This window comes from Methanoregula sp., assembly GCF_028712425.1.
Lineage (GTDB): Archaea > Halobacteriota > Methanomicrobia > Methanomicrobiales > Methanospirillaceae > Methanoregula.
Map to the genome: position 1 here is coordinate 46,966 of NZ_JAQTQD010000002.1, position 12,116 is coordinate 59,081.

Genomic DNA, 12,116 nt, shown 5'->3' on the forward strand with positions numbered 1-12,116 from the left:
GTAGGGAAAAAGGCACCATCGTGTTTTTATGAGCCACTGATATGCACCAAAATGGAGTATTTGCGGGAAAAATCGAGGGGGCTTTTCCCCGTTGCTGAAGGGGAATCCAGGTTACGGGCTGGTTTTTTTTAGTCGCTCCGGAGCGCCTCGATCGGGTCGAGGTTTGCTGCCCGCCAGGCGGGGTAGACGCCTGAGAAGATGCAGATGGCAATCCCGATCAGCATCGCCATCGGGACATAAATGAGGCTTTGGAAGGTGAAGAAATATTTCGTTGTCCCAACCATGGCGAGCACAACGAGCCAGCCGAGGACGAGGCTCATGATGGCGCCGATGGCGGCTCCGACAAGGCCGAGGATCACCGCTTCGTAGATGAACATCCGGAGCACCTCGTTCTTCCGCGTGCCGATGCTCCGCAGGATACCAATCTCGCGGATCCGTTCGGTCACCGACATCATCATCACATTGAAGATCGAGGTTGCGGCAACGAGCAGCGAGATGGCGGCGATTGCCATGACGAACGTTGTCAGGGTGCTGACCGTCGAGGTAATGCTCTCCATCATCCTGCTGCTGTCCTGCACGGTGATCTCGTCCTCCTTGCGGTTCAGCTGGTTCTCGATGGCTTCCGTTGCGGTGTCTGCGTCATTGATGTCGTTGAGGATAACATTGACCTGATCGTACTCGCTTTCGCCCCCGAACAACCCGACAAAGGTCTTCTCGGGCATCACGATGGCATTGTCCGTGTTCATGTCCATGGACATGCCTTTCTCTTCGAGAATGCCCACCACCCGGACTTTCTGGACAACTGCCTCGTCGTCATCTTCGTCGCCTATCGTGATCCTGCTGCCGATAGTCAGGCCATGGCGTTCGGCAAAGGACGGGCCGACAACCACCGAACTCGTGGTCTTGGGGAGGGCCCCTTCCTCGACAGTCAGTACGGTTGCCATGTCCTCGTCGCGCAGGCCGTAGATAGTCGCCCGCCCTTCGTTGTCACCCACCTCAATTGTCTCGGTGTCCTGGTACAGGGGATAGACCAGGCCGTACTGCCCGACAGCCCGATCGATATCGTCCAGCTGATCCTTGCTGATGTAGTCGTCATCGGATGACGATGAACCGCCGGAACCGCCCCCGCCGGGCCCCATCATTCCCCCGCCGCCCCCGTTGGCATTCGCCTTCACGACCAGTACATTGGCCATGGCCGAGAGCTCCTCGGTGACCGAGAGGGTCATGTTCGCACCCATCATGCCCATGGATGAGATGGCCACGACACCGATCACGATCCCGAGCGCTGCAAGCAGCGAACGGAGGAAATTCAGCCGGATACTCCTGATGGAGAGCTGGAGGATGATATCTTTCGTCATGTTTCGTCCACCTTCCCGTCCTTGATCCGGATGATCCGTTCTGCCTGTTCTCCGACAGATGGGTCGTGAGTGACGATGATGACGGTCCTGCCCTGGCGGTGAAGCGCGATGAGCATATCCATGATCTGGGCGCCTGTCTTTGTGTCCAGGTTGCCGGTCGGTTCGTCGCAGAGGAGGATGTCCGGGTCATTCACGAGCGCCCGGGCTATGGCGACCCGCTGCTGCTGCCCCCCGGAAAGTTCGGCCGGCTTGTGTTTGGCCATGCGCGTGTTGATCCCCACTTCATTGAGCAGCCGGCTGACCCGGCCGGTGGTATCATTACACCGGTGCTTGAGGATGTAGGGGTACTCCACGTTCTCGAACGCGGTGAGGAGCGGGATAAGGTTGAATTTCTGGAAGATGTAGCCGATGGTATTGAGCCGGAGGTCGGTGAGTTCATCATCGGACATCTTCCTGATGTTCCTGCCGGTGATGCGCAGGATCCCGGAGGTCGGGACATCCAGACCCCCGATCTGGTTGAGGAGAGTGGACTTGCCGGAGCCTGAAGGCCCCATGATGGCGACAAACTCGCCCCGCTCGATCCGGATCGAGAGGCGGTCGAGCGCCAGCACGTTACCGGAAGGGAGCGGGTAGATCTTCGTGACATCCCGGAGTTCGATGACCGGTACTGCTGTCATGGTCGTACCAGGGAAAAGCCGGGTTATTTCTCCACCGGCTCATCGTCGTCATCATCATCATTATCCTTTCCTCCCGGAAGGGGATCTTTCCTGAACCGGTTTGCAAGGGATTTGAGATACCCCTTTCTCCATACATAGGCAAGAAGTGCTATTGCCACGAGGATGATGACAATCTCTGTCACCGGGATCTGGCCGAAGCCGGAGCCGAACGATCCGAACATGCCCCTCCGCTGGACAGAGCCTGCGGCTCCAAGCTGGGCCGCGGAACCTGCTCCCGGTAGTGCCATGCTGTCAGATGCAGCAATGCTGAAGGATTCCGTGAATGTATTTCCCTCTTCATCCTTGTATTCGACTATCAGCGGTACGGACTTATTCCCTGCATAAGCGTACGTGATCTCGAAGCTGGAAAAGTCGTCAGGTTCGAGATTCCCGATGGCATAGACAGGATTCGGGTTGACGGGCCGGGCTGGATCGCCGACCGTGACAAGGATCGATTTTGCATCGGTAAGCCCGTTATTTGTGACATCGCCTTTCAGCGTTGTTGTCATACCGGAAGACGAACTCTCGATATTGTTGACAACAATCTCGGCCCCCATCTTGTCTTTTTCCAGGGTGACCGGCAGGACAACCTCCGTGGTGTGCTTCGTGTCCCCGCTTAAGAAACTGACATGGAACGTGACATTCGTCTCCTTGTCCGGTGTGATGGAGAAGGGGACCTGCACGGATTGTCCGGCAGCAAGAGTGCCGATATAGGATTCCTGCGGGAAGACCTCAGCGCCATCGCTCTCCGGGACAATGAGAACATTATCCACACCTGCGTCGCGGGGATTGGTGATGCTGATATTCACGGTCTCTTTCTTGGAGGCGGAGAAGGTGTCGGGTTTCTTTGCAATGCCTGCTCTCACATCCGTTGAGTCCACCTTGAGCGTGAGTGTTGCATGGATGGGATAGGTATTGATCACGGGTGAGATGCTGAAAAGCGGGTAATACTTCCCGTCCATGGCATTGGCCTCGACAACAAACGTGTAGGAGACCGTTTGCCCGGGACCGATTGTTGTCTTGGTATTGTATGCCTTCTCACTCAGGATTTTAATGCGCGATTCGATGAGGCTGGGTTCAGACAGGACGACTGAAGCATTGGCAGCGTTCGTTACGCGAACGGTGATGGTCCCGGACTCGTAGGGATAAAACACGGCGGGTTCCATATCGTAGCCGGATACGTAGACGAGTGCAGCGGCGTCTTCCTTGCTGGTTGCCTGGATGGTGTTTCCGGCTGCGCTGACCGATGAGATGACAACGAGCACGAAAAGGATGCCCGTCATGAGGGGTAGTGGTTTCATGGATTCTCCTGCATGGTGATGATGGGTTCTGGCTGGTGCCAATCCTGACTGAATCAGGAACAATGGCTGGTAATCCAAACAGATTGTAATGTATGTTTAACATTTTGTATATTATTGTTTTCCACAATCTTGCAGGAGGCCGGGATTACTCAAACGACGGTGCAGGGGCCGGAAGAAGAGAAAAAGGGGCTGTCGCGCGCAGCAAAAATGGGAAGCAAATGGCATTGTTCCGGCCCGAAAAAGAGTATCCAAGCCGAATGTCATGGGTATGGAACAGGAACAACCGGTCAGCCCCGGCCCCCCGCTGCCGGGGGCTCGTCCTCGTACGTGAAAACTTCTTCGATATTCACCGCAAAGTGCCGGGCAATGCGGAACGCAAGGTCAAGCGAGGGGACGTACTTACCCTTCTCAATGGCGAGGATGGTCTGCCGGGTTACCCCGATTGCCTGCGCAAGGTCTTCCTGGGTCATATCGTGCATGGCACGGAAGACCTTGATCTTATTCTTCATCGGTCTCCCAGTCCCCGTACTTGCGGGCATAGTAGATCCTGAATCCGACATACAGGAAGATCATCAGGCAGAGGAGGGCGAGCTGGAAATACCCCATCATCCTCGGCGACAGGAGCGCCGGCGGTGGCTGGGTGAAGAATACTTTGGGGCTCTGCGGAATATACAGGATCTGCATGACTGCGCCTATTGAAAAGGCACAGAAAACAACCCAGAACACCTGGAAGGTGCGGAGCACGGCCTGTTCCGTGATCTTCGCGCTCCGCTCGTCCTCGACAAGATCGGTGACCTTCTTCCGCGCCAGGTAGGCAAGAGCGATGCCAAGGAGGAATGCGATCTCGATGAAGAGAGGATTGTGGATCTCCACAGAGTACCAGAAGATTGCCAGCAGGAAGAGCGCGATACACCCGCACATGAGATAAAAAGTGTTCTTCTTCATGATTTCCCGTTATTATTGGTTTTTAACCTCCGCCCGTGATAAATGTGCTGTACACCGGCATTCATGAGTGAATCCGCAGTGGCACGGATGGATACTCTCATATGAGATCAGGCAAAATCCATACACCACGAGGTGTGTGGAGCTGGAAGGTGTAACGCTCGGGCTCATCCAGATGGCGATGGGTCCCGATCCTGAGGAGAACATTGAGAAGGCGCGCCGGAAGGTAATAGAGGCAGCAGGGCGGGGGGTACAGGTTATCTGCCTCCCTGAGCTTTATCATGTCCGGTACTTTCCGCAGCACAGCGGCCAGGAGACGGCGGATCTTGCCGAGACCATCCCCGGCAGGTCGACGATCATCTTTGCGGCCCTTGCCCGCGAGCACAATGTCGTGATCATTCTCCCGGTGTATGAGAAGACAGTTGACGGGAAATTTTTCAACGCCGCTGTGGTGATCGATGCGGACGGGACTGTTTCGGAGCCTTATCACAAGGTCCATATCCCGCAGGATCCGGGTTTTTTCGAGAAGGGATACTTCTACCCGGGAGACATGTTCCGCGTCTTTCCAACCCGGTACGGCACCATCGCGGTGCTCATCTGTTTTGACCAGTGGTTCCCCGAGGCAGCACGCTCTGTAGCGCTTGACGAGGCGGACATCATCTTCTACCCGACAGCGATTGGCCACCCGGGGCCGGACACCCCGAAAGAAGGTGGCTGGCAGGAGGCTTGGGAACTGATCCAGAGGAGTCATGCCGTGGCAAACAGTGTCCATGTCGCCGCGGTGAATCGTGTCGGCACCGAAGGCAGCTGTCGGTTTTTTGGCGGCTCCTTTGTTGCCGATGCGTTCGGCAAGGTACTTGCGCGGGCCGGGGATTCCGAGGAGGTTCTGGTCGTGCCAGTCGATCTCACGATGAATGCCAAAGTTCAGGATTCATGGGGATTCTTCCGCAACCGCCGGCCGGAGACCTATTCCCGGATCACGGTCCCGTTTGCGGGAAAAGAAGCGAGATTCCCCGACCTGCGGGAAAAAGACACGCCGCAAAACCGCGGGTTTCATATGTCCGCGGAATGGGAGCCGCATGATGCGGTCTGGATCTCGTGGCCCCACAACATCTCCACCTTCCTGGATATCCCCGCCGTGGAACAGGCATATTACGAGTTCATCGCGCATGTCCATACATCGGAACGCGTCGAGGTCTTCGTTCCCACCGCAGTGGTGCACCGGAAAGTGCGGGCACGGCTCAGGGAGATGGGCATTGATTTTGACCGGGTCATTCTCCATACTACCGAATACTCGGATGTCTGGATCCGCGACTATGGCCCGACCTTTGTCGTCAGCCGTGCTCTTGGGAAGCTGGCCATGGTGCGGTGGGAATTCAATGCATGGGGCGGCAAGTACGAGGACCATTTCCAGGACGGGAAAATCCCGGTCCACATGAACCGCCGGCTCAACCTGCCGCTGTTCGAGCCGGGGATCGTGATGGAAGGAGGATCGTTTGATACCAATGGCCGGGGAACAATCCTCACCACCCGGGCATGCCTCCTCAATCCCAACCGCAATCCCTCGCTCTCCGAAGGGGAGATTGAAGGCATGCTCTGCGAGTATCTTGGAGCAGAGAAGATCATCTGGCTCAACGAGGGGATCGAAGGTGATGATACCGATGGGCACATCGATGATATCGCACGGTTTGTCGGGCCTTCGACTGTTATCTGCGCGTACGAGGAGGACACATCCGATGCAAATTATGCACCGCTCCACGAGAATTTCGAGATCCTCTCCCGCTCAACCACCGAGGATGGCACCCCCCTCACCGTCATCCGGCTCCCGATGCCGGGACTGGTGGAAGATGCAGACGGGCAGCGCTATCCCGCAAGCTACACGAATTTCTATATCGGCAACACGGTCGTGATCGTGCCGGTCTTCAACGATCCCCGGGATACCGCTGCGCTGGATATCCTGCGCACAATCTTCCCGGATCGAACAGTGATTGGGATTTTGGCCCGCGCCATGGTCGAAGGGTTTGGAACCTTCCATTGCGCCACCCAGCAGCAGCCCCGGATCTGAATGAGGAAGGACATCCCGCGGTTTTTGGTACGTGGGATCCTTTTTTTTAGAGCGAAGACGCATAATATATACTTCAACCGGTCATCATCACCGTGTCTCTGTAACAATCCCCAACTACGAGCAGGATCACCCATGCACACACACTCTGCTGCTTTCCTCAAGGACCAGATCACGTTGTTCGAACAATCGGTCAGCGAGACTGCCCGGCACCTCTCTGCACCATCGGATCCCGGTTCCTGGCACGCGAGTGCACCGTTTGTCGGGAAATGCAGGATCCGGTCCCTTATGAATTCTACCTCTCTATTACCGGAAGAAAAGGCGTTTCTTGTACAGGAATACACCCGGATCGTAGAGAAACTCGATGCCCTGCTTGACGAGCACGGGCAGGTGTACCGCGACCTCCTGCTTGCGGAACTGGGGGCTCTTGTCCATGTATACCTCGCGGAGACCTGCCACGCCAGTCTCGGGAGTGACCACGAATGCGCACGGTCCGCGGTTTCCCACCGTGAATTGATCGGGGAACTCCTGGAGCACCTTAACAGCCATTATCCTCTATCAGCCCTGGAAGCGCTGGTTGCCACCGTGGATGCAAATGCCGTTGGGGCAGACAAGATCGTCTCAGGTAAGGGTTCGGAGGAAGATTTTACGTCGCAGGGACTCTTTTCGTTGTGCAGCCCCGGCAAAGATGTATACCATTGTTGTGGGACGAGGCCTTCTGCAGATCACCCCTGATCCTGCCATTGCGTGAGCATTGCACCCGGGATCACCGGGTGAATTGCCGCATGCTTACCTGACTTTAATGAGAATGAAGGTGATATCATCCGACTGGGGTGCCGATCCCGCAAACAACCGGATGTCCTCAAGGAGAGCCTCCCCGATTTCCCGGGCCGGGCGGCTCCTGTTCTTCGTTATAGCCGCGATCATCCGCTCCTCACCGTAATATTCCTCCCGTTCGTTGAAGGCCTCGGTAACGCCGTCAGTATACAGCACGAGGAGGTCTCCGCGTTGGAGCGGGAGCGCCTGGGTCTTTACCCGGGTATCATCGATCACGCCGAGCGCAATCCCCTTACCTTCAAGAAACCACGCAACGGGGGGTTCGTTTCGGATCAGCAGCGGGGGATTGTGTCCGGCGTTCACATACGAGAGTGACATTGCCTGTGGATCGAGAATGGCATAGAAGACCGTGATGAACATGCTTGACCTGCCCTCGTCATAGATCAGCCGGTTCGCCTGGTCAATCGCTTCCGAGGGATCTTTTGTTCCTGCTCCGCAGGTATGGATCTGGGTCCGGCACAGGGCCATATACAGGGCAGCACTGACGCCCTTGCCTGAGACATCGCCGATGACAAAGCCCATGCTGCCGTCTTCCTGGGGTATGAAGTCATAGAGATCTCCCCCTATCTCCATTGCCGGGATCGTTGTTGCAACGATCTCGAATCCCGGGATATCCGGTATTGTTTCCGGGAGGAATGTCTGCTGGATCTCCTGCGCGATCTCCATTTCGCTTGCATACCTCTCCTTTTCGGCAGTGGTGCGCTGGAGATTGTCGATGGTATGGCGGAGGTCCGCTGCCATGTGGTTGAAGGAATCCCCAAGTTCCTCGAACTCGTCGCCTGTCCTGAGCTCGACGCGGTATGCAAGATCGCCTTTCCCGATGGCCTGCGTTGCCTGCCGCAGGGTGTCGACAGGGCGGGTAATGGCTTTGGACAGGATTACGGAGAGTGCGATGACGATGATGATCAGGATGCCGGAGAGCAGGGAGAAGAGGAACATTACCTGCTGCGACTGCATGGCGATCCTCTCTTCCGCATCCCGGCTCGATTCCTCTATCCCGGCACGGGTCTGATCGATGGGGGCCGTCACCACGCTCACCGGCAGGCAGACGGCGACGCTCCAGCCCTGCGACGGGATCGGGGCATAGGCAACAATGGTATCCACCCCGTTGAACTGCACCCTCTCGACCCCGGTCCTGCCTTCGGTCATGTTCTTCCCGGCAGCCCTGAGCGCGGGGTCAGGGCTCGTGAACACGTTGTCCTGGGGAAAGGGCTGGTCCCACGGGTAATCGCCGGCGTCAAGCTGTGGCCGGCTGATGATGTCACCGTTTTTGTCCATGAGAACGGCGTACCCTCTTCCGCCGAGCGTGGTGTTCAGGAATTCCCGGGTGATCACATCCACCCGCACATCACTCCCGATGACCCATGCCCCGTAGGGTGTTTCCAGCGCCTTTGACGAGGTTACCACCAGGCCATGGCCGAACGAGTCAACATAGGGCTTGGACCAATAGATGCCGTTTGTGTCCTTTGCACCGGCAAACCAGGCACGGGTACGGTGATCGAACTGGTCCGGCTCCGTGTCCTCCCAGGGATAGGACCGCAGGATGCCGGAGTCGGTTGCGAGGAAAACCGAGACCAGGTCAGAATCGGTGACATACATCCCCTGCAAGAGGTCGTCCATACCTGCGGACTTTAAAAACTCCTCGGAATTCAGGGTGACAGTGCTCTTCGGGCTGATGAGGAAGCGGGTCGCATTCAGGGGGTTCACCGGTGGCGTATTCCGGTTATACGACCGAATGACCGGCACAACCGGCGGATTGCCCTGCAGGGTGGCTGCCTGTACGGAGAGGAGGTCGAGTTCCGTCTCGGTGTCGTTGAAGAGGGTGCCTGCGATCGCAGCCTGGTCCGTTGCTGCCTGCTGGAGGTACAGCTCGGCAGACTGCTGGAGCGCACAGGTGGCAATGTCAACAGCCTGCTGCCCCTGCTGTACGCTGCCGGACTCGGCTGATCTCGCGAGGCTGCTGATGGTAAAGAGCGCTATGTATCCCGTGACGAGGAGCGTGATGAGGGAGAGTGTCAGGAACACCGCCAGGATCTTTGTCCTGACGCTGCATTGTGGCAGGGTGAATCGGGATAACGTCATGGGGGATCACGGGGATATGAGCAGGCAGGATGGGGAAGAACCGGCACTTTTGCGGCCGGGTCCCGCCGGATGGTGCCATCCGGGATCCGCCGGCAGCCGGTGGGATGCATTTACATCCATTGCACCCGTGATGCTAATAAACGTGAGGCAGGATATGGCAGGACTCACGGGCACAGGCTCCGCGATGCGGAGTTTTTGCGACGGGAGAGCGCGCTATCTTGCATAAAACCGGTATCTTTATGGTTTTTCCGGTCTTCTTTAAGAACGTATGAACCACTCACCGGTTTTTTTCCGATCTATTCTCATCACCCTGCTTCTCCTCCTTGTTGTCATGCCGGTATCGGCATGGACATTCGCCGGCTGGACCGGCCCGTCATCCGGCGCCGAGCTCCAGCCCGGCAGCCAGGTGAATGCCGGATATTCCCTGAGTTTCAGCTCGTTTGACACCGGAACAACCTTCGACTCCGATAATTCCCTTGTGATGTATACGGATCTCCTTGAGCCGCACTGGGTTGTAGTCAAGACCGAGGAGATGAACGACGAGCCGATGACCACGCAGCTGGCAGACCGGCAGTCTGCCCAGGTACGACTTGACGGGTGGGCCCTGAGTTTTTCCCGGAAACAGTTCACCGTCGATGTTTCCCTGACCGGCACGGTTCCTGACACTGGCGTGACGGGGGAGATTGCCGTGCTCCGGCTGCAGGAACTTGATCCTGCGGCAAAGACTGTATACGGGAAACTGGTGAAGAAGACTGCCATGGTTATTGTCCCTACCCCAGTGCCGACCGAGATACCCACAACGGTGCCCGAAGAGATTGTCCTGGTGATCACCCCCGTGCCAACAGAGACTCCCGTCACAACCGCATTGCCGGCGAAAAAACAGACCTATGCACCCGGGCCGGACCCCCTGCTCATATGCACCATGCTGGCCGGTGGGATCGTTATTGCTGGTCTCTTCCATTACCGGCACTAATCACTATATGAACTCTTCCCTGTCCCAAGAATGGAAATCCGTCTCCCTTTTCTATTATTTTTTGCATGAATGTGCCTTGTATTCACCAGTGAAAAGAATTGAGACCTCCTTTTTGCGTGAAATTTCGATCTGTGTGAGAAAACCGAATATTTTGACAAATATTCGCGATAAAATCAAGAATATTCGTTTTTCGAATAAAACATATGTTTATATAGTTAATAGTAACAATAATAGTTATCAGGGCATGAGGCCGTGGAGGGTCCGGGGCCTGCATGGTACTCAAACCAGCACATGACCTGAGTGAAAAGAGATCCCTTCGTTTCATTCGGAACCGTTCCTGGAAGCATGATCAGCATTTCACCACCCGAGAAACCATTGGTGAAATATGCCCAGGAACCTGTTTTCAAACACGATTTGATGCACTGTCGCGGCACCGCGATATGGTTTTGTTCCGGAAAACTGCCGGTGACAAGCCGGTTAATTCTGCACGGGCACCGATGTGAGCCATGGCGTTGTTCCATGCTCTCCTGCCGGCACGTGTTCTCCTGCTCGCCCTTGCCCGGGATAGTGGACTCCCTGTGATTGTTCGGGATATCCGCGAATGTCCCCCGGCAACCGGACCCCGTTGCAGGTACCTGGTGCCACACCCGGGTTCAATCGTCTTTCTTTCGCGTATGCTCTTCAAACAGGTGCCCGACACCCAGAAAATCATTGATCCAGCGCAGGTCGTCGGACAACTGGATCACCAGCAGGCAGATGAGGGTGCACGGGATGGCAAAGAGCATCCCGACAATCCCCAGCAGCCAGCCCCAGAAGATCACGGAAAGGATCACGATGAGTGCCGGGATCTCGTATTTTCTTGAGGTGAGATAGGAAAAGATCGGGTTTTCCACGATCAGGTTGAGGATGCAGACCACTACAATTACCGTGATTGCCCCGGGAATGCCGAACTGGAGCCACGCAAAGAAGATGGCGGGGACTGCTGCTATGATCAGGCCGAAGTAGGGGATATACCCAAGGAGGAACGTGAGGAGTCCCCAGAGGAGCGCACCATGGATTCCCATGACTGTCAAAAACCCCCCAAAGAGGATCCCGTGAATGAAGTTCGTCTCGGTTCGGACAACGATGAAATCGATGATGTACCCGGACATCTTCCCGAACTGCCTGACGGTCTGCGAGTCCTTTCCATACCGTGCCTCGAAGCGTTCCGTGAGCCTCGGGGCTTCAAGGAGCATAAAAAACGAGGTCACTGCAACAAAGAAGAGGAACATGAGGCCCTCGGCTATCGTTGTCGCCCCGGCGACACCCATCGAGAAGAACTCCTTGAGATCGAGGGACCTGATACTGTCGGTCTCAATCGAGATGCCAAAACTGGAGAGGATCGTCATGAGCTCGTCAAGCCGCAGGGCGAGTTCCTGCTGGAACTGCGGCATATCATTCAGCAGCAACTGGAACGAGAATACTGCAATATATCCGATGGCCGCGATGACCAGGACTGCAGCAAGGGTGATGAGTGCTATTGCCAGAGTGTCCGGGAGCCTCTTGTTTTTCAGCCAGACAAGCGCCGGTATGGTAAGAAGCGTGATGATGAGGGACATCAGGATGAGCGAGATGATGTACGATGTCATCTTCACGGCGATGACGATGAAAAAGACAAGCGCAATGGCAAGAAGCGTCTGTTCGAACCGTGGGGTTTCCGCAGGGACCATGAGACAGTCTTCTATCTGGCGGGAGATGATACAAAGCTTATTGTGAAAAATTCCCCCTCTCTGGTTTCCCGGGCTGGACCCCACCGTTATTATGATAATCCCGAACGCAGCAATAGGGGCTTTGAGTCAGGGTAAA

General features: G+C 56.2%; 10 protein-coding genes. 3 read left to right on the forward strand and 7 right to left on the reverse strand.

What is annotated here, in order from left to right; genetic code table 11:
• Window positions 1–128: 128 nt before the first annotated feature.
• From PHF39_RS01155 to PHF39_RS01175, 5 genes are all read right to left on the reverse strand, one after another.
• Complete coding sequence (locus tag PHF39_RS01155) at window positions 129–1,358, reverse strand: ABC transporter permease (protein ID WP_300219323.1); 1,230 nt, start codon at window positions 1,356–1,358, stop codon at window positions 129–131.
• Window positions 1,355–2,035, reverse strand: a complete 681-nt coding sequence (locus tag PHF39_RS01160) for an ABC transporter ATP-binding protein (protein WP_300219325.1) — start codon at window positions 2,033–2,035, stop codon at window positions 1,355–1,357. Before PHF39_RS01160 ends, PHF39_RS01155 begins: the two co-directional genes overlap by 4 nt.
• A 23-nt stretch (window positions 2,036–2,058) precedes the next feature.
• Entirely contained in the window at window positions 2,059–3,375 is a 1,317-nt protein-coding gene (locus PHF39_RS01165; protein WP_300219326.1) for a hypothetical protein, read from the reverse strand.
• Window positions 3,376–3,662: 287 nt separating this feature from the next.
• The gene (locus PHF39_RS01170) at window positions 3,663–3,884 is read right to left on the reverse strand and encodes a helix-turn-helix transcriptional regulator (RefSeq protein WP_300219328.1); all 222 of its coding nucleotides are present in this window, start codon (window positions 3,882–3,884) and stop codon (window positions 3,663–3,665) included.
• On the reverse strand, window positions 3,874–4,320 hold the full coding sequence (locus tag PHF39_RS01175) for a DUF2178 domain-containing protein (RefSeq protein WP_300219330.1): 447 nt from the start codon (window positions 4,318–4,320) through the stop codon (window positions 3,874–3,876). Before PHF39_RS01175 ends, PHF39_RS01170 begins: the two co-directional genes overlap by 11 nt.
• Before the next feature lie 136 nt (window positions 4,321–4,456).
• On the opposite strand from PHF39_RS01175, the gene PHF39_RS01180 reads away from it, so the two are divergent.
• Together PHF39_RS01180 and PHF39_RS01185 are read left to right on the forward strand one after the other, a co-directional pair.
• Window positions 4,457–6,382 (forward strand): agmatine deiminase family protein, encoded by a 1,926-nt coding sequence (locus tag PHF39_RS01180; protein ID WP_300219332.1) that lies wholly within the window; start codon window positions 4,457–4,459, stop codon window positions 6,380–6,382.
• 132 nt (window positions 6,383–6,514) lie between these two features.
• On the forward strand, window positions 6,515–7,114 hold the full coding sequence (locus PHF39_RS01185) for a hypothetical protein (RefSeq protein WP_300219334.1): 600 nt from the start codon (window positions 6,515–6,517) through the stop codon (window positions 7,112–7,114).
• A 54-nt stretch (window positions 7,115–7,168) separates the two neighbouring features.
• Here the strand turns inward: PHF39_RS01185 and PHF39_RS01190 are convergent, their stop codons facing one another.
• Entirely contained in the window at window positions 7,169–9,298 is a 2,130-nt protein-coding gene (locus tag PHF39_RS01190; protein ID WP_300219336.1) for a SpoIIE family protein phosphatase, read from the reverse strand.
• 268 nt (window positions 9,299–9,566) lie between these two features.
• On the opposite strand from PHF39_RS01190, the gene PHF39_RS01195 reads away from it, so the two are divergent.
• Window positions 9,567–10,271: a hypothetical protein gene (locus PHF39_RS01195; protein ID WP_300219338.1), complete on the forward strand. Its 705-nt coding sequence runs from the start codon at window positions 9,567–9,569 to the stop codon at window positions 10,269–10,271.
• Between the two features lie 653 nt (window positions 10,272–10,924).
• Here PHF39_RS01195 and PHF39_RS01200 read toward each other — a convergent pair.
• The gene (locus tag PHF39_RS01200) at window positions 10,925–11,980 is read right to left on the reverse strand and encodes an AI-2E family transporter (RefSeq protein ID WP_300219340.1); all 1,056 of its coding nucleotides are present in this window, start codon (window positions 11,978–11,980) and stop codon (window positions 10,925–10,927) included.
• Between the last annotated feature and the right edge of the window lie 136 nt (window positions 11,981–12,116).

Coding starts and splice junctions, on each gene's coding strand:
- PHF39_RS01155 (WP_300219323.1), bottom strand. CDS start 1,358: ATGACGAAAGATATCATCCTCCAGCTCTCCATCAGGAGTATCCGGCTG.
- PHF39_RS01160 (WP_300219325.1), bottom strand. CDS start 2,035: ATGACAGCAGTACCGGTCATCGAACTCCGGGATGTCACGAAGATCTAC.
- PHF39_RS01200 (WP_300219340.1), bottom strand. CDS start 11,980: ATGGTCCCTGCGGAAACCCCACGGTTCGAACAGACGCTTCTTGCCATT.
- PHF39_RS01185 (WP_300219334.1), top strand. CDS start 6,515: ATGCACACACACTCTGCTGCTTTCCTCAAGGACCAGATCACGTTGTTC.
- PHF39_RS01175 (WP_300219330.1), bottom strand. CDS start 4,320: ATGAAGAAGAACACTTTTTATCTCATGTGCGGGTGTATCGCGCTCTTC.
- PHF39_RS01165 (WP_300219326.1), bottom strand. CDS start 3,375: ATGAAACCACTACCCCTCATGACGGGCATCCTTTTCGTGCTCGTTGTC.
- PHF39_RS01195 (WP_300219338.1), top strand. CDS start 9,567: ATGAACCACTCACCGGTTTTTTTCCGATCTATTCTCATCACCCTGCTT.
- PHF39_RS01190 (WP_300219336.1), bottom strand. CDS start 9,298: ATGACGTTATCCCGATTCACCCTGCCACAATGCAGCGTCAGGACAAAG.
- PHF39_RS01170 (WP_300219328.1), bottom strand. CDS start 3,884: ATGAAGAATAAGATCAAGGTCTTCCGTGCCATGCACGATATGACCCAG.